Here is a 19,826-nt window from a genome sequence, read left to right as displayed (position 1 = left end):
CGGGGATAAAAAGGAGGAAAGAAATGGTTTCATTAAAGGACGTGGCGAAGCGTTGCGGTGTCTCAACGGCAACAGTAAGTAAAGCGTTGAATGGACATAGTGATATTGGGGAGAAGACCAGGATACGGATTAAAGAAGCAGCACAGGAGATGGGGTATTTTCCGAATGCGGCAGCAAGGGCATTAAAGACGAACCGTTCTTATAACTTAGGAGTACTTTTTAAAGAGGAGGCCGGAAGAGGGCTTACCCATGAATATTTCTCGGGCATCTTAAATGGATTTAAAGAAAAGGCGGAAGAATTAGGCTATGATATCACTTTTATTAATAATGAGCATGTGAATCATAAGATGTCATATCTTGAACACTGTAAATACCGGAATTTTGACGGAGTTGGAATTGTGTGTGCCAGGTTTGAGGAACCGGAGGTACAGGAACTTTTGCAGAGTAATATTCCGATTGTTACTGTGGATTATGTATATTACAACTGCACGGTTGTTTCTTCTAATAATGTAAAAGGGATGAATGAACTGGTACGTTATATTTATTCCAAGGGACACCGGAAAATTGCATACATTTATGGGGAAAAACATTCGGCTGTTACCAGAGATCGTCTGACCAGCTTTTTCCAGACAATGGAGAGCTTTAATCTGAATGTTCCGGATGACTATTTAAAGGAAGGAGAATATTTAGATACCAGGCTTGTGGCAAAGGCAACCAGGGAACTTTTAAATCTGCCTGACCCGCCGACCTGTATTCTCTACCCGGATGATACAGCATTAATTGGTGGGATTAATGTAATTGATGAAATGGGACTTAAAGTACCGGATGATATTTCTATTGCAGGTTTTGATGGAACAAAAGTATCCCAGATGATGAGTCCAAAGATTACGACTATACGGCAGAATACCAGAAAGATTGGGGAAGAGGCCGTAAAACGTCTGGTACAGAGAATCGAGCAGCCTAAGACAACGCTGGTGGAGCGTGTGATTATCAATGGAGAACTTTTGGTAGGAGAATCAGTAGGAGGAATCTGATATGGCACTGCAATTTGTGCTGGGCAGTGCTGGAAGCGGAAAGTCAGACTATGTATTCCGCAAAACAGTCAAAGAAGCTCAGAAGAATTTAAAGAAAAATTATTATGTAGTAGTACCGGAACAGTTCACGATGCAGACGCAGCGTGAACTTGTTCGGTTACAGGAAAAAAACAGTATTATGAATATAGATGTGGTCAGCTTCCAGCGACTGGCATATCGTATTTTCGATGAATTAGGAAAGACGAATATGGCAGTTTTAGAAGAGACCGGGAAAAACCTTGTATTGCGTAAGGTTGCCGAAGAGCAGATGGATGATTTATGCGTCATGCAGGGAAATATGAAAAAGATGGGATATATCAGTGAAGTGAAGTCCCTGATATCAGAGCTGACACAGTATAATATCGATCCGGATACTTTGGAAACATTTATTGAAGAGCAGAATATGCCACCGGCATTTTCCTATAAACTGCAGGATATCCTGACCATGTACCGGGGCTTTCGAAGTGCAATTTCCGGGATGTATATTACTGCTGAAGAAGTTTTAGAAGCCTTCTGTGATATGGCAGAGGAATCAAAGCTTTTACAGGATGCCGTGCTGGTTTTCGATGGATTTACCGGATTTACACCGATTCAGAATAACGTGCTATACCGCCTGATGGGAATTGTATCAGATATATATGTGACAGTAACCATTGACCCGGCAGAGGATATTTATTCCTATCATGATATGCAGGAGCTGTTTGCCATGAGTAAGAAGACTGTAGCCAGCCTAATGAAAATGGCAGAAGAGAAGCATTTTGAAGTAACAGAGCCGGTGGTATTAAAGAATCCCAAAGCTGACCGGTTCCGGGAGGCACCGGTACTACGGTTCTTAGAGCAGAATCTGTTCCGTACCAGACATCATAGCTACGAAAAGAAGGATGAGAAAGAAATCAAAGAAGGCATAGAGATTTTATCCCTGCCAAATCCAAGAAGAGAACTGCAGTATGCAGCAGAAGAGATTGCAAGGCTGGTGCATACCGGAGCATATCGCTACCGGGATTTTGCCATTATTTCCGGTGCCATAGAAGAGTATGGAAGCTATGTGCCGCAGATTATGGAGGAGTTTGGCATTCCGTTTTTCTTAGATACAACGAAAAATATTTTACTGCATCCATTTTTGGAATTTGTCCGGTCTCTTTTGCAGGTAATCGAGGACAATTTTTCAGAGGAAGCAATGTTCCGTTATTTGCGCTGCGGATTATCACAAATCAGTGAGGATGAGATTGACCTGCTGGAAAATTATGTACTGGCAGCAGGCATCCGTGGAAAGAAAAAATGGGAGGCAAGATTTATTTATACCACCCATGAGGTTGCGGAAGAAGATTTAGAAGCTTTAAATGAACTCCGGATCCGTGTAATGGAGCCATTTTCGGAATTGACGGCTGTATTTCATAAAAAAGGTGCTACCGTACGGGAATGCACGACAGCACTCTATCAGTTTATTGTGTCCTTACAGATAGAGCAGCAGTTAAAATACCGGGAGAATCAGTATAAAGAGGCGAAGGACTTAGCCAAGGCAAAGGAATATGCACAGATTTATCGCATTGTAATGGATATTTTGGATAAGATGGCAACGCTTCTGGGTGATGAAGTCATGGACATATCCGAATATGCCAAGGTCTTAGAGGCTGGCTTTGAAGCTGCCAAAGTAGGCGTGATTCCGGGTGGCTATGACTGCGTGATGATTGGTGATATTGAAAGAACCCGTCTTGATGATATAAAAGTATTGTTTATTGTGGGAGTCAATGATGGTATTGTGCCAAAATCCGATAATCGTGGCGGCATTATTTCCCAGCTGGAAAGAGAAGAACTTGCGAAAAATCATATGGAACTGGCTCCTACAGCAAGGGAACGTGTTTTTATCCAGCGTTTTTACCTTTATCTTGCAGTGACAAAGCCATCGAAAAAACTTTATCTTACCTATGCAAGGGTAGGCAGTGATGGAAGTGCAAAGCGCCCGTCCTATTTTATTCATATGATAGAGGGACTGTTCCCGGGGTTAAAAGCAGAGCTGATAACGGGAGAACAGGTTGATGAAACACTGGTAACACCGGAGAGCAGCATGGCATTTCTGTTAGAGGGACTGTATCAGGAAGATGCCGGGTGGAATGATGAGAAGGAAGTACTCTGGCAGGCTTTGCTGCACTGGTATGAAGAGGAACCGGCATATCAGGAGCAGGTAAAAGCTATTCTTGATGCAGCAGAGCTTAAATATCATGCAGAGCCAATCAGCCGGACTGTGGCAAAGGCTCTTTATGGAAATGAGTTAAAGAACAGTGTTACGCGGCTGGAACAGTATGCAGCCTGTGCCTGTGCCCATTTCCTGACTTATGGACTTCGTTTACAGGAACGGGAACTCTTTGAATTCCGTATGACGGATATGGGAAATATCTATCATCAGGCATTGGAAAATTATAGCCGGTATCTGAAAGAATCATTCTATAGCTGGTTTGATATTACAGAAGAAGCACAAAAACAGCTTATGGAGCGGGCGATGGAAGAAGCAATTGCTTCCAGTGGAAATGTAGCCATGGCAGATACAGCGGCAAACCGTTATCAGGTAGCAAAGATGAAAAAGATTTTTGCACGGACCATCTGGGCACTGACCAGCCAGATCCGTCAGGGAAAATTTGAACCATCGCAGTTTGAGGTGGGATTTTCCTATACGGATGATTTAAATGCAGTGAATTTTAAACTCAGTGAAGAAGAGCATATGCGGCTCCAGGGAAGAATTGACCGTATTGATACTTATGAAGACAAAGATAAGTTATATGTAAAGATTATTGATTATAAATCCGGTAATACCGGTTTTGAACTGCTATCTTTGTATCATGGACTGAAGCTTCAGCTTGTGGTTTATATGAATGCAGCAATGGAATTATTTGCAAAGCAAAATCCGGCAAAAGAGGTAGTGCCGGCAGGTATGTTCTACTATCATATTGATGATCCGATGGTGGAAGGAACCGGTAGTGAATCTGAAGAAGAGATTCGAAGAAAGATATTGGAAAATTTACGTCTGGATGGAGTGGTAAATACAGAGGATGATATTTACCGTGCCATGGATGTGGAACTTTCCGGTAAATCCAATGTCCTTCCGATTTCTGTAAATAAGGACGGAACGGTGCGAAAGAGCGATAAGGCTGTGGACAAGGAAGAATTTAGGCTGATTGCGGATTATGCCAGCTATCGGATTGCAGAAGCTGGAAATGCTATTTTAAAGGGAAATACAGAGGTGAATCCGTATCTTTTAAAGAACCGGAGCAGCTGTGATTATTGTCCATATGCTGCGGTCTGTGGATTTGATAAAAAGATTCCGGGATATGAAGTAAGGCGGTTGGAAGAATTATCTTCCGAGGAAATCTATGAACGCATGAAGGAGGTTTTTTAAAAAATGGGAATGACATGGACAAAAGAACAGCAGCAGGTCATTGATTTAAGAAACCGTAATATCTTAGTGTCTGCGGCAGCAGGTTCCGGAAAGACAGCCGTACTGGTAGAGAGAATCAAAGAGCTGGTATTGGATAAGAAGCATCCGGTAGATATTGACCATCTTCTGGTGGTAACCTTCACCAATGCGGCGGCAGCCCAGATGAAAGAGCGTGTAGCAAAAGCCTTGGAAAAGGCATTGCAGGAGAATCCTTCCGATGTGAGATTACAGCAGCAGGCTGCACTGGTGCAGAATGCGCAGATTACTACCATAGACAGTTTCTGCCTTTATGTGCTTCGGAATCATTTTCATGAAATCGGTCTGGAGCCGAATTTCAGGATTGGAGATGAAGGCGAGTTAAAGCTTCTTCGGGAAGATGTAATGACCGGATTGTTTGAACAGTGTTATGAAGAAAAACATCCGGGGTTTTTGCATCTCATTTCCTGTTATGGAACCAGCAGAAGTGATGCACCGGTGCGGGATATGATTTTTAAACTTTATTCCTATGCACAGAGTTATCCATGGCCGAAGCAGTGGCTTCGGGAAGCGTTAAGCTGCTATGAGATAAAAACAGAGCAGGAATTAGAACAGGCGCTTTTTATTGAAATGACGGTAGAATATGGGAAGCAGATGGTAAAGGGCTATTTAGAGCAGGCAGAGCATTATCATGAACTTTGTCAGGATGTCGATGGCCCCTATATGTATGAGGAAGCCTGTGAGCAGGATGTAGAGCTGATGGAGGATCTGCTTTCCTGCAGTACTTATCAGGATTTTTATGAAGAATTAGGAAAATGTAAATTTGCAACATTAGGCAGGGCAAAGGATTATATCGGAAGTCCGGAAAAGCAGGAGCAGGTAAAGACAGAACGTAAGAAGCTTAAGGATGGAATCGGAAAGTTAAAAAGTGACTGCTTTGCCCTTACTTTTCAGGAAATCTTAGAGCAGCTCACTCTGGTGCAGCCATCAGCAGAAGCGTTAGCTGAAGTGACGGAGCGTTTTATCGATGCTTTCACAGAAAGAAAGCAGGATAAGAATCTGGTGGATTTCTCAGACCTTGAGCATTTTGCATTAGAGATATTGGTGGAGGAGGAGACCGGGAAACCAACGGAGACAGCAAAAGAATTTCAGAATGCCTATGAAGAAATTATGATTGATGAGTATCAGGACAGCAACTATGTGCAGGAGACGATTCTCCGGGCAATTTCAAGAGAGGCTGTGGGACAGAATAACCTCTTTATGGTAGGAGATGTAAAACAGAGTATTTACCGTTTCCGTCTGGCGAGACCGGAGCTTTTCATGGAAAAGTTTGACACCTACGAGACAACAGATGCACCCTGTCAGCGGATTGATTTGCATAAGAACTTCCGAAGCAGAGACAGCGTGCTTACTTTTACCAATGATATTTTCTATCAGATTATGAAACGGAATCTCGGTGGTGTGGATTATACCGGTGAGGCGGCATTGTATTGTGGTGCAGATTATCCGGCGGGCGAGAAAGAGGATGCTTTTGACAGTGAGATTCTTCTTACAACTACACAGGAACTGGAAGAGGGAACAAAACAGCAGATTTTAAAACAGGAACTGGAAGCAAAATTAATTGCAGACCGGATTCGGAAGATGGTAGGCAAAGAAGAAGTGGTAGACGAAGAAACCGGAGAATTCCGGAAAGTCCGCTATGGCGATATTGTAATTTTACTGCGTAGTTTAAGTGAATGGGCGGACCTTTTTGCAGAGGTTTTAAATGCCAATGGAATTCCGGCACATACGGTTTCAAGAACCGGATATTTTTCCACATTAGAAATCAGGACGGTATTAAATTATCTTAGGATATTAGATAATCCAAGACAGGATATTCCACTGGCAGCAGTATTAAAATCCCCAATGGCAGGTCTTTCCGATGAGCAGCTTGCAAGACTCCGGTTACTGGCAGAGGACAAGCCGTATCATCAGTGCGTAAAGATGTTTTTGGAAGCGGAAGAAGAGCTGACAGAAAAAGAATCAACAGCGGATGAAGACATGCGGGCAAAATTAAAACGTTTTTCCGAAACATATAAAAAACTTCGTAGACAGACCATGGATATACCAATGCACGAACTGCTGCAGAAGGTATTGAAAGAAACGGGGTATGCCAGATATGCATCGGCATTGCCGGCGGGCAGACAGAGACTTGCAAATCTTCATATGCTGTCAGAAAAAGCCATTGCCTATGAGAAAACCAGTTATCATGGACTTTATCATTTTATAAGATATATTGATGAGCTGCAGAAGTATGATGTGGACTTTGGGGAAGCAGAACTTGTGGGAGAAAATGAGGATGCCGTAAATATTATGAGTATCCACAAGAGTAAAGGACTGGAATTTCCGGTCTGCTTTGTCAGTGGAATGGGCAAATCCTTTAATAAGCAGGACAGCCGCAGCAAGATGATTCTGCATCCGAACCTTGGTGTTGGACTTGATATTATAGAGGAAGACAGGCGGATAAAAGTACCTGCATTTTTTAAGAAGGTAATTGCAAGGCAGACAGAATTAGAAAGCCTTGGCGAGGAGCTTCGTGTCTTATATGTGGCATTTACAAGAGCCAAAGAAAAATTAATTATAACCGGTTATATCAAGGATGAAGAAATGCTGCAGCAGATAAGAGAAATTTATTGCGGAAGTAACCGAAAAGCACTTAATTTTAAGGAGCGGGCAGAAGCAAAGACCTTCCTGGAGTGGATCCTTCCGGCGGCAGCCGCCAGTGGCAGTTGGGACAAGGTTTCCTATGTGACACCATGGAGCATGTTAGAGGACGAGGCGGCGCATCAGATAACAGAGCATGTGTCATTGAGGCAGCGTGTGCAGCAGGCGGAGAAAGTTTCGGATACTCTGTATGAAAAGATAAAGGAACAGTTATCCTATCAGTATCCGCACCCGGATGCCATTCATCTGGTGACAAAATATTCTGTATCGGAATTAAAACACCGGGCAATGAGGGAGCTTGCAGCAAAGGAAGAAGAGGATGTTACACCGAAATTCTTAGAAGAAGTATCTACCCCATATGTCCCGGCATTTATGGAAGGAAAAGCAGAAGTAAATCAGGGAGCACTGCGTGGAACAGCCATGCATCGTCTGATGGAATGTTATGATTTTACGAAAATGCCGGATCGTTCCGATGAATTTGCAGAAAATATAAAAAAGCAGTTGACAGGACTGGTACAAATGGGTAAAGTATCTGAGGATATGCAAAAATTAATCCGTATACCATCCGTGGAATTATTCTTAAAATCGCAGCTTGCACCCCGTATGAAAGCAGCTGCAATGCGGGATGATTTGTTCCGTGAGAAGCCGTTTGTCATGGGAAATCATGAGATGGAAGAAGAGATGGTTTTAATCCAGGGAATCATAGATGTTTTCTGGGTGGAAGAAGATGGAATCGTACTGCTTGATTATAAGACAGACCGGGTAGACAGTGCCACAAGGCTGCGGGATATGTATAAAGAACAGCTGGATTTATATGCAGAAGCGTTAGAACGGGTATTCCCGCTTCCGGTGAAGGAGAAGTATCTTTATTCCTTCCGGCTGAATCAGGCAATTGAAGTATAAGGTGTCATAAGTGATGGGAGGGAAAAAGTTTTTATAGGAAAGGCTTTTGTTTGAAGGCATTTGCTTTAACCTTTGAAATGCCGAAGTTCTAAGGCATATGTTTTCCTTTTTTCTATAAATACAGTCTTTCCAATGTTTGACAGACACATTGCACGGTTCGCTGCCTGCGGATACATGAATAGGCTTGTTAGGGGCACTTAGAATTTCGTCTGCAACCAGGCAACGCTGGTACAGGGATGTACCAGCGAGGCACAGATGAACACGGATGTGAATTTGTGCCGGTTGCCAGACGAAGTTCATATATTAGCCGAAATTCTTAGTGCCCCTTACAGGCGTATGCGGTATCCGCAGACAACGGACAGTGCGACGTGTCGGTCCAAGCAACGGAAAGACAGTTTATCATCAAGGAAAACATACGCCTAAGAACTACTGGTATTTCAATGAAAAAAGCAAATGTTCTCCAAACAAAACCTTTTCCGGTAAACTTTTTCATCCACTCACTTATAATATACCGGAACACAAGGAGAAAAAACGTGAAAATAATTTTAGCATCAGCTTCCCCACGAAGAAAAGAACTCTTAGAGCAGCTTGGACTTACCTTTCTGGTATTTCCGGCACAGGGAGAAGAAAAGCAGGTGGGAGATACGCCTTCTGAGATTGTCATGAATCTGGCGAAGCAGAAAGCGGGAGAAATTTATGAAAAGATGATAGAAGCCAAAGTAGGAGAACAGGACAGTCTGGTAATCGGAGCAGATACCGTCGTGGTAAAGGATGGCAAAGTGCTGGGTAAACCGAAGAACCGGGAGGATGCATTTACAATGTTAAAAGGACTTTCCGGAAGTATCCATGAAGTTTATACCGGAGTTTCGCTCTGGATGCGGGAGGATGGAAAGAAAGTGCAATACAGTTTTTATGAATGTACGAAAGTAACCATGTATCCGGTTACAGATGAGGAACTGAACCGTTATATAGATACCGGGGAACCGATGGATAAAGCAGGTGCATATGGAATTCAGGGAAAAGCAGCTGCATTTATCGAAAAAATTGAAGGTGATTACAACAATGTAGTAGGTCTGCCGATTGCCCGGATTTATCAGGAATTAAAACAATTAGGTATTGATGTGTATAAATTTTCTTAAAACAGGAGGAAAGAATAAATGGAATACGATGAGGTATGTCTGAATTACTTTTTGGAGCATCAGTCACAGTTATTTGATGAAAATGTGGCAGACAGTTTAGAAGAGGCAGAAGCGTTTTTAGAGGACTGTATGGCGGTTATCTGTGACAGCATCAAAGAAGTAAAACAGTTCTTAGACGAAAGCGGTGCGGATGTATCCGGAATGAGTAATCATGAAATTGAAGAAGCAGAAGAAGTATTTTCACTGCCAGATGGCAGATATCTGGTGGTAGAAGCGTAAACGAAAGGGGTATTAAATATGAGCAATAACTATGATGTAATCATTATCGGTGCAGGTCCGTCCGGAATTTTCTGTGCCTATGAATTAAAGGAAAAGAGACCGGATTTAAAGGTTCTCATGATAGAAAAGGGAAGAAGCATTGAGAAACGCCAGTGCCCGAAGCGTAAGACAAAGGTCTGCGTAGGATGTCAGCCGTGTTCGATTACAACAGGATTTGCCGGAGCGGGAGCATTCTCAGATGGTAAATTATCATTATCACCGGATGTAGGTGGCAATCTGCCGGAAATCTTAGGATATGAAGAAGCATTATCCTTAATTAAAGAATCGGATGATATTTATCTGAAATTCGGTGCAGACACTAATGTCTATGGTGTGGATAAGGAAAAAGAAATCCGTGAGATTCGTAGAAAAGCAATCAATGCCAATTTAAAATTAATCGAGTGTCCGATTCGACACCTTGGAACAGAAGAAGGATATAAGATTTATGCCCGTCTGCAGAAACATTTATTAGACCTTGGTGTGGAGATTCTCTTTAATACCATGGTAGCGGATATTCTGGTAGAAAACAATGCCGTAACCGGTGCTGTAACAGAAAAGGGAGATACATATTATGCGAAAGAAATCATTTCCGCAGTAGGACGTGAAGGCGCAGACTGGTTCTCACATATCTGTAAGGAAAAAGAGATTGAAACAAAGGTAGGTACGGTTGATATCGGTGTCCGTGTGGAAGTGCGTGATGAGGTTATGGATTTCTTAAATACAAACCTTTATGAAGCAAAACTGGTTTATCATACACCAACCTTTGACGATAAAGTGCGTACTTTCTGCACAAACCCATCCGGTGAAGTAGCAACCGAATATTATGATGACGGACTTGCGGTTGTAAATGGACATGCTTACAAGTCGAAAGATATGAAAACAAATAATACCAACTTTGCATTGCTGGTATCCAAGAACTTTACCAAGCCATTTAAGACTCCGATTGAGTATGGTAAGCAGATTGCACAGCTTTCCAACATGCTTTGTGATGGCAAAATTTTAGTACAGACATTTGGTGACTTTAAGCGGGGCAGAAGAACTACAGAGGAACGCCTGGCGAGAAACAATCTGATTCCAACCTTAAAGGATGCAGTGCCGGGAGATTTATCACTGGTATTTCCACATCGTATTATGGTAGATATCGAAGAAATGTTAGAGGCACTGGATAAGGTTACACCTGGTATTGCCAGTGATGAAACATTACTTTATGGTGTAGAAGTAAAATTCTATTCCAATAAAGTTGTTGTCAACAAAGATTTTGAAACCAGCATTAAAGGTCTGCGCGCCATTGGTGATGGTGCAAGTGTAACCAGAGGATTACAGCAGGCATCTGCAAACGGAATCAGCGTGGCAAGAAGTATATTAAAGAGTCTTGAAGCATAAAAGCATACCAAAGAATTGGTTTTCGAATAAGAAAAGGAAGAAAATTCATGGGACGAAAGAGTAAAATTGCCGCAGTGGTCTTAAGCATTTCCGTATTGCTTGGTGGATGCAGTCTTGGAAAAACTGACATTGTATTTACAACAGGATTATCTGCTAATGAAGTTTTTAAGATAGAGCATGAAAAGGTATCTTTGGCAGAAGCCAAGGTATATCTTTGTAACTACCAGAATCTATATGGAAATGTCTATGGAATCGATTTGTGGGAACAGCAGTATCAGACCGATGATTTAGAGCAGTATGTGAAGGACGTTACATTATCGGAAATGACCCGGGTAATCTGCATGGACCAGCTGGCAGAGCAGAAGGAAATTACTTTAAGTAAAGAGGAAAAGACCAATCTGAAGCTAGCTGCAAAAGAATATTATGAGTCATTGAATGAAGAGGAAAAAAGTTATATGGATGTCAGTGAGGCAACCATAGAGAAACTCTATGAGAATTATGCACTGGCAAGCAAGGTGTATACATCTTTAACAACCGGTGTCAATGAGGAAGTCAGTGATGATGAAGCAAGGGTCATGGAAGCACAGCAGATTTATGTAAAGGATCAGAACCGTGCAGGAGAGGTGGCATCCAGACTGGCAAATGGAGAGGATTTCCGGACAGTAGCAGCAGATTATAATGAGGCTGCCCAGATTGATATTACCTTTGGAAGAGATGAGATGCCAAAGGAAGTAGAGGATATTGCATTTAACTTAAATGATGATGAAATATCAGGAAGCATTGCGACAGAGGATGGTTATTATTTTATCAAGTGCATCAATAAATTCAATCAGGAGCTGACGGATGCAAATAAGGATAAGATTGTTAAAAAGCGTGAGAAAGAGGCATTTAATGACGAATATGACGCTTTTGTGGCAGATTTATCTTCAAGCCTCAATGAAAAAGTCTGGGATGAACTGGAACTTAAAACAGACGGAACCATAACCACCAACAGTTTTTTTGAAGTGCTGGATAAGTATTATCAGTTAGAAGAGTAGAACAATAGTAGAAAAAATCTACAGAATCTGCCGCTGGCAACTATAAAAGGGAATCTGATGAAAATCAGATTCCCTTTTGGGTAGTTCTTCTTGAACTTTTATTTTGCCAGCAGCATCATGATATCGTTGCTACGCTGGATGAATTTTGTCATAGCATCTACGGATAATGGCTGGTTGCTTAAAACAGCTAAATCGTAAAGCTGCTGACAGAACATTGGTACATGCTCGGAATCTTTGTGATTTAAGATGTACTGGACCAGAGGATGACTGGTATTTAAGGTCAGTGTCTGGTCTGCCGCAAACATGGAAGTATCCATACCGCCCATGCCATTCATGGCATACATTTTCATCATATCCTGCATACGTCTGCCTTCCTCGGAGAGAGTAATAACAGAAGCAATGTCGGGATTTTTCAGTTTGGCAGCTTTAATCGTAAGCTTATCATTCTTTAAAGTATCCTTGAATACTTTGGACAGTGTTTCTTCAGTCTCTTTAGTCTCTTCAGCATTTTCTTCTTTCAGGGAATCGGTAAGGTCTGCATCGATTCGCATGAATTTGAATTTCTCATTACGCTGCTCTAACTGGCTGATGAAGGAGGTATCGATATTGTGATTTAAGATAACTGCATCCATGCCCTGTTCCTTGAACATCTTGATATACTGTCCCTGCTGAACCGGATCGGTAACATAGTAAATCGGTTTTCTTTCATCCTTTTCTTCTGAGTCAGAAGCAGTATCAGCGGTCTTATCAGCATCAGACACATTGTCTGAAGCGGTATCTTCAGCCTTTGTATCTTCGGTATTTCCTTCCGTATTTTCTTCTGCTTTTTCGTCTTCTTTCAGAAGCTCCGGAAGAGTAAGGTACTTATCGTCTAAGTTCTTAAAGAGAATGTAATCATTCATCTTGTCACAGAACTTGGTATCTTTTAAGCAGCCGAATTTGATAAATGGGCTGATGTCATCCCAGTATTTTTCGTAGCTTTCTTTTTCGGTCTTGCACATACCGATTAATTTATCTGCAACTTTTTTGCTGATGTAATCGGAAATCTTCTTTACAAAGCCATCGTTCTGCAGAGCACTACGGGAAACATTAAGCGGAAGGTCAGGACAGTCAATCACGCCCTTTAAGAGCATTAAGAATTCCGGAATCACTTCCTTAATATTATCTGCGATAAATACCTGATTATTATATAATTTAATAGTTCCTTCGATGGAATCGTATTCCGTATTAATCTTCGGGAAGTACAGAATACCTTTTAAGTTAAATGGATAGTCCATATTCAGGTGAATCCAGAATAAAGGCTCTTTATAATCCATAAATACTTTCCGGTAGAAAGCTTTGTATTCTTCATCGGTACATTCGCTCGGAGTCTTAGTCCACAGTGGGTTCGTATCATTCAATGGAACCGGACGTTTTAAAATCTTAAGCTTTTCGGTTCTTGGAGATACTTCTACGACTTCTTTTTCGCCATTTTCATTTTCTTTTTCTTCAGTTTTTGCTTCTTCAACGATTGTTTCAATGACAGTATCGGTATCTAATTTATCTTCCGGTTTGATGGTCTCATACTGTGGCTCAGCATTTGCCTTGGTCAGATAGATTGGTACCGGCATGAAAGAGCAGTACTTCTCAATGACTTCTCTTGCACGATATTCGTTGGCAAATTCCAAAGCATCTTCATTTAAGAAAAGAGTAATTTTGGTGCCGACTTCGGTACGGTCACTGTCTTTCATATCAAATTCTGTGCCGCCATCGCATTCCCAGTGAACAGCAGTAGCACCATCTTTATAAGAAAGGGTATCAATGTGAACCTCATCTGCAACCATGAAAGCGGAATAGAAGCCCAGTCCGAAATGACCGATAATCTGGTCTTCATTGGCTTTATCTTTGTATTTCTCCAGAAAATCAGTAGCACCGGAGAAGGCAATCTGGTTGATATATTCTTCTACCTCGTCAGCGGTCATTCCAAGGCCGTTATCAATGAAGGTAAGGGTTTTATCGTCCGGGTTGACAATAACGTGGATTTCAGGCTTATAATCGGCTGGAAGGGTATATTCTCCCATCATTTCCAGCTTTTTTAATTTGGTAATGGCATCACAGCCATTGGAAATCAGTTCACGATAGAAAATATCATGATCGGAATACATCCATTTCTTTATAATCGGAAAAATGTTATCGCTGCTAATTGATAAATTTCCATGTTTATTACTCATTTAAAACACTCCTTTTCTTTCTCTATATACTTTCTTGTTTTATTTTGTAGTGTCAGACTACAAATCCTAATAGAAATATTATACTTTGCAAATTTAAAAGTCAATAGAAAATTAGCACTCTTTGAAAAAGAGTGCTAACAAAAATCCGCAACACCAGTATTTATTGGACGTTGCGGATTTCTTAAAAGTTTATAAACTTTCTTTTTAATCATTTTTTCATTCAGATTTAACAGCTTTATCTGGGCTTAAATTGCTTTCCTGACAGATATAAATAGGCCGTTTTTTGACCTCCATATAAGTGCGGGAAAGGTAGGAACCTAAGATTCCGATGCACAGAAGCTGGATACCTCCGATAAAGATAACGATACATGCCATGGACGGCCAGCCGAAAGCAGAGCCACCGAATAAAAGCTGCCTTACAATAATAAAGATAATGGCAAGGAAGGAAATGATACACATAAACATTCCGGTAAAGGATGCAAGCTTCAACGGAGCTGTAGAGAAGGATATCATTCCGTCTAAGGAGTAGCGGACCAGCTGGAAGAAAGACCATTTGGTTTCTCCGGCAATCCGCTCTGTATTTTCAAATTCAATCCATTTGGTACGGAAACCGACCCAGCCAAATAACCCTTTGGAAAAGCGGTTGTATTCATTTAATTCTAACAACGCATCAACAAAAGGACGGTTCATCAACCGGAAATCTCTGGCACCATCTACGATATCTGTATCGGACATTTTGCGGATAAGCTTATAGAACATTCGGGCAAAGAAGGAGCGGACGAGCGGCTCCCCTTTGCGGTTTACCCGTCGTGTGGCAACCGAATCATAGCCTTCTTCCCGGACGGCATGAAGCATCGAAGGAAGCAGGGAAGGGGGATCCTGTAAATCTGCATCCATAATGGCAGTATAATCACTGGTTGAATTTTTCAGACCGGCATAAATAGCCGCTTCTTTTCCAAAATTACGGGAAAAGGAAATATAATATACACTGTTATCGGAAGAAGCAAGCTTTTTTAGGATGGTAAGAGTATTGTCCGTTGAGCCATCATTGACAAACAGCAGCTTAAGAGAAATCTCTGTAAGCTGTTGTCTGATTTTTGAGATCTCTTCGTAAAAATACGGAAGTGCTTCTTCTTCGTTATAGCAGGGTACAATAATCGTCATTGTTTGCATAAAAGAATCAATCCTTTGCAAGGTTCTTGTTGGCAGTAGAGAGCATCAGTTTGATACGGTTCAACTGGTTAACCTCACTGGCACCCGGGTCATAGTCGATAGCCACGATGTTAGAAAGAGGGTACTGGTGACGCAGCTTCTTGATAACACCTTTACCGACCACATGGTTCGGCAGACAGGCAAATGGCTGTGTACATACGATATTATTGGTTCCGGTATGAATCAGCTCTAGCATTTCACCGGTTAAGAACCAGCCTTCACCGGTCTGATTACCCTGGGATACAATCTCAGAAGCATATTTTGCCAGAGTTTCAATATGGGCAGGAGGATCAAAGTGTTCACTCTTTTCAAATTCGTCACGGGCAGCGGAACGGAGCCATTCGAAAAATTTGATACCGAGGTTTGAGACTTTTGCGGATTTCCTGCTCATGCCAAGGTGTTCTGCTTTAAAGTTCTGGTTATAGAAGCAGTAGAGCAGGAAGTCAGTAAGGTCAGGAACAACAGCCTCAGCACCTTCGGACTCCAGTAAGTCTACCAGATAATTATTTGCGGCTGGAAGGAATTTAACCAGAATCTCACCAACGACACCAACCTTAGGTTTCTTAATGTCCTTCATCGGAAGACGGTCGAAGTCACGGATGATTTCACGGCACATCTTCTTGTATTTCCGGTGGGAGACAAAGCCCTTCCTGGAAATAAATGCAATGACACGTTCCTTCCATTTCTCATGAAGTGCATTGGCAGAACCAGGTACTTCCTCATAAGGTCTGGTGCGGTAGAGACAGCGCATGAAAATATCGCCAAACTCTAAGGCATAAAGACCGTGCTGGATAAGCTGTGGTGTAAATTTAAAGCCAGGGTTCTTCTCTAAGCCGCTTAAGTTGATGGAAATAACCGGAACGTCTTTATAACCGGCTTTTTCCAAGGCACGGCGGATGAAACCGATATAGTTGCTGGCACGACATCCACCACCGGTCTGTGAGATTAAAATTGCAGTCTTTGTCATGTCATATTTTCCGGACATAACAGCACTCATAATCTGACCGACAACCATAAGGGAAGGGTAGCAGGCGTCGTTATTTACATATTTTAATCCCACATCCACAGAGTCGCGGTTATCATTATCAAGTACAACCAGATGATATCCGGCAGCCTGGAAAGCAGGCTCTAAGAGTTCGAAATGAATCGGTGACATCTGCGGACAGAGAATTGTGTAACTGTCACGCATTTCTTCGGTAAATACCACACGGTTAAAGTTAGCAGGAACGATGGTACGTTTTTCATGACGTTTTCCTTTGACACGGATAGCAGCAAGAAGAGAACGGATACGGATTCTTGCAGCCCCTAAGTTATTTACCTCATCGATTTTCAGGCAGGTATAAATCTTGCCGGATTTGCTTAGAATGTCATTGACGCAGTCTGTTGTAACGGCATCTAATCCACAACCGAAGGAATTCAACTGGATTAAATCAAGGTTATCCTGTGTCTTTACAAAGTTTGCTGCAGCATACAGTCTGGAGTGATACATCCACTGATCCATAACGATAAGCGGACGCTCTACTTCATGGAGATGTGCTACGGAATCCTCTGTAAGTACAGCTAGACCATAGGAATTAATCAGTTCCGGAATACCATGGTTGATTTCCGGATCCACATGATATGGACGGCCGGCAAGTACAATACCACGTTTCCCAGTCTCTTTTAAATATGCTAAAGTTTCTTCGCCCTTGCGTTTGATATCCTCTCTGGCATTGGAAAGCTCCTGCCATGCAGTTCTCGCGGCAGCTTTGATTTCTTCTGCCGGAATGGAGAACTCTTCGGTAAAGGTATGTACTAACTGCTCGGTCAGAACGTCAAGGTTGGTAAATGCCATAAACGGATTTAAGAAACGAACCTGACCTGAAGTAATTTCATCTACATTATTCTTGATATTTTCGGCATAGGATGTAACAATCGGGCAGTTGTAGTGATTGTTAGAATCCGGGAATTCATTTCTTTCATAAGGAATACATGGGTAGAAAATGAAATCTACCTGATGCTGAATCAGCCAGGATACATGACCGTGGGCAAGTTTGGCCGGATAACATTCGGACTCGCTTGGAATGGAATCAATACCCAGCTCGTAAATCTTTCTGGTTGACTGTGGAGAGAGTACTACTTCAAATTTTAAAGCTGCAAAGAAGGTTGCCCAGAATGGGTAATTCTCATACATATTTAATACTCTCGGAAGTCCTACGGTTCCGCGGGTGGCTTCTTCTTTCTTCAGTGGAGGATAAGCAAAAAGCCGTTCATTCTTATATTCAAAAAGGTTTGGAATATTTTCTTTATTCTTTTCTTTGCCAAGTCCACGTTCACAACGATTACCGGTAATGTAGGAACGGTTGCCGGAGAAACGGTTGATGGTTAAAAGACAGTGGTTGGTACATCCCTGACAGCGGGTCAGCTTGGTATCAAAGGTCAGTGCATTGATTTCATCAATGGAAAGCATGGAAGTCTGGTAACCTTCCTCATGACGCTCCCTTGCAATTAAAGCAGCACCAAAAGCACCCATGATTCCTGCAATATCAGGTCTTACTGCTTCACAGCCGGAAATTTTTTCAAAGCTCCGGAGTACCGCATCATTGTAGAAGGTTCCACCCTGAACTACGATATGCTCACCTAAATCCTTTGCATCGGAAAGCTTGATAACCTTGAAAAGAGCATTCTTGATAACGGAATAAGCAAGACCGGCGGAAATATCAGCAACACTTGCACCTTCCTTCTGAGCCTGTTTTACCTTGGAATTCATAAATACGGTACAACGGGTTCCAAGGTCAATCGGGTTTTCAGCAAATAAAGCTTCTTTGGCAAAATCCTGCACACTGTAATTTAATGATTTTGCAAAAGTCTCGATAAAGGAACCGCATCCGGAAGAGCAGGCTTCATTTAACTGAACACTGTCAACGGTCTGGTTCTTAATCTTGATGCATTTCATATCCTGACCACCGATGTCTAAGATACAGTCTACATCCGGGTCAAAGAATGCCGCTGCATAGTAGTGGGCAACGGTTTCTACCTCACCGTCATCCAACATAAGGGCAGCTTTTAATAAAGCCTCTCCATAACCGGTGGAGCAGGAGTGTACAATATGTGCATCCGCCGGTAATAAGGAATAGATTTCCTTGATGGATTTGATTGCAGTAGCCAAAGGACTTCCGTTGTTGCTGCTATAGAAAGAATAGAGAAGAGAACCGTCTTCTCCTGCCAGTGCAATTTTGGTTGTGGTGGAACCGGCATCAATTCCAAGATAGCAGTTTCCTTTGTAAGTAGAAAGGTCCGCTGTCTTTACATTGTGTCCGTTATGACGGGCAGTAAAGGCGTCATAGTCAGCCTGGGTTGCAAAAAGAGGCTCCATACGGGCTACTTCAAATTCCATTTTAATATCAGAAGACAATTTGTCTAAAATATCGGATAAATCGTAAGTGACATCTTCTTTATAATTTAATGCAGAACCAATGGCTGCAAACAGATGGGAATTTTCCGGTGCAATAATGTGTTCATCATCCAGTTTTAAGGTACGGATGAAAGCTTCCTTTAATTCAGAAAGGAAGTGTAGTGGTCCACCTAAGAAAGCAACGTGACCACGGATTGGTTTTCCACAGGCAAGACCACTGATGGTCTGGTTTACGACTGCCTGGAAAATAGAAGCAGATAAGTCCTCTCTGGTAGCACCTTCATTAATCAATGGCTGGATATCGGTTTTTGCAAATACACCGCATCGTGCAGCAATCGGATAGATGGCATCATAATTTTTGGCATACTCATTCAGACCGGATGCATCTGTCTGGATCAAAGATGCCATCTGGTCAATAAAGGAACCGGTACCACCGGCACAGATACCATTCATACGCTGCTCCACATTACCACCTTCAAAATAAATAATTTTGGCATCCTCACCACCAAGCTCAATGGCAACGTCAGTCTGTGGCGCATAGTCCTGTAAGGCAGTAGATACGGAAATAACCTCCTGCACAAACGGAATGCCAAGATGTTTGGCAAGGGTAAGTCCGCCGGAACCGGTAATCATCGGTGCCAGCTTTAAATTCCCAAGCTTATCAAATGCCTTTTTTAATAAATCCGTTAAGGTTTCACGGATATTGGCAAAATGTCTTTCATAGTCTGCAAACAGCAGCTCGTTATTTTTTCCAAGAACAGCAATTTTAACGGTTGTGGAACCGATGTCTATTCCCAGTTTGTTAAGATTTTTGTTTTCCATAATAATCACCCTGTATTAGTCTGTTACTTCATATTAATAATGTGTTTCATAAATTCCAAAACAAAATCCATTATACGACAGTATTTTTCAAAAAACAATTCCTAATAAAAGAATTTATGGATTGTTTAGAAATAGTGGTGAATCTGAAATTTTTATGAAGAAGTCCTAGTGTCGTTGACAAATCTTTGGGGATACTTCTATAATAGTAGACAGATTGCAATAAACT

10 protein-coding genes are annotated in these 19,826 nt (G+C 41.9%); 7 read left to right on the top strand and 3 right to left on the bottom strand.

Annotated features, from left to right (window positions below):
• Positions 1–23: 23 nt before the first annotated feature.
• From DWY37_RS02950 to DWY37_RS02920, 7 genes are all read left to right on the top strand, one after another.
• Positions 24–1,034 (top strand): LacI family DNA-binding transcriptional regulator, encoded by a 1,011-nt coding sequence (locus DWY37_RS02950; RefSeq protein WP_117699096.1) that lies wholly within the window; start codon positions 24–26, stop codon positions 1,032–1,034.
• 1 nt (position 1,035) lies between these two features.
• Positions 1,036–4,464, top strand: a complete 3,429-nt coding sequence (gene addB / locus DWY37_RS02945; protein ID WP_117699095.1) for a helicase-exonuclease AddAB subunit AddB — start codon at positions 1,036–1,038, stop codon at positions 4,462–4,464.
• Between the two features lie 3 nt (positions 4,465–4,467).
• Positions 4,468–8,085: a helicase-exonuclease AddAB subunit AddA gene (gene addA / locus DWY37_RS02940; RefSeq protein WP_118542156.1), complete on the top strand. Its 3,618-nt coding sequence runs from the start codon at positions 4,468–4,470 to the stop codon at positions 8,083–8,085.
• Positions 8,086–8,618: 533 nt separating this feature from the next.
• The gene (locus DWY37_RS02935) at positions 8,619–9,224 is read left to right on the top strand and encodes a Maf family protein (RefSeq protein ID WP_117840922.1); all 606 of its coding nucleotides are present in this window, start codon (positions 8,619–8,621) and stop codon (positions 9,222–9,224) included.
• Between the two features lie 18 nt (positions 9,225–9,242).
• Positions 9,243–9,503, top strand: coding sequence for a hypothetical protein (locus tag DWY37_RS02930; protein ID WP_022243115.1), 261 nt, complete (start codon positions 9,243–9,245; stop codon positions 9,501–9,503).
• An 18-nt stretch (positions 9,504–9,521) separates the two neighbouring features.
• Entirely contained in the window at positions 9,522–10,925 is a 1,404-nt protein-coding gene (locus DWY37_RS02925) for an NAD(P)/FAD-dependent oxidoreductase (protein WP_118542152.1), read from the top strand.
• Positions 10,926–10,972: 47 nt separating this feature from the next.
• The gene (locus DWY37_RS02920) at positions 10,973–11,962 is read left to right on the top strand and encodes a peptidylprolyl isomerase (RefSeq protein ID WP_118544373.1); all 990 of its coding nucleotides are present in this window, start codon (positions 10,973–10,975) and stop codon (positions 11,960–11,962) included.
• Between the two features lie 98 nt (positions 11,963–12,060).
• Here DWY37_RS02920 and htpG read toward each other — a convergent pair whose 3' ends face one another.
• From htpG to DWY37_RS02905, 3 genes are all read right to left on the bottom strand, one after another.
• Entirely contained in the window at positions 12,061–14,172 is a 2,112-nt protein-coding gene (gene htpG, locus DWY37_RS02915; RefSeq protein WP_118542150.1) for a molecular chaperone HtpG, read from the bottom strand.
• Between the two features lie 216 nt (positions 14,173–14,388).
• On the bottom strand, positions 14,389–15,345 hold the full coding sequence (locus DWY37_RS02910; RefSeq protein ID WP_118544374.1) for a glycosyltransferase family 2 protein: 957 nt from the start codon (positions 15,343–15,345) through the stop codon (positions 14,389–14,391).
• A 7-nt stretch (positions 15,346–15,352) separates the two neighbouring features.
• Positions 15,353–19,600, bottom strand: coding sequence for a 2-hydroxyacyl-CoA dehydratase (locus tag DWY37_RS02905; protein WP_118542146.1), 4,248 nt, complete (start codon positions 19,598–19,600; stop codon positions 15,353–15,355).
• Between the last annotated feature and the right edge of the window lie 226 nt (positions 19,601–19,826).

Origin of the sequence: Roseburia sp. AF25-13LB (genome assembly GCF_003478915.1) — a bacterium.
In the GTDB taxonomy this organism is placed as follows: domain Bacteria; phylum Bacillota; class Clostridia; order Lachnospirales; family Lachnospiraceae; genus Roseburia_C; species Roseburia_C amylophila.
The sequence above is the reverse complement of the archived record's forward strand: the minus strand, read 5'-3'. Positions and strand labels throughout refer to the sequence as shown.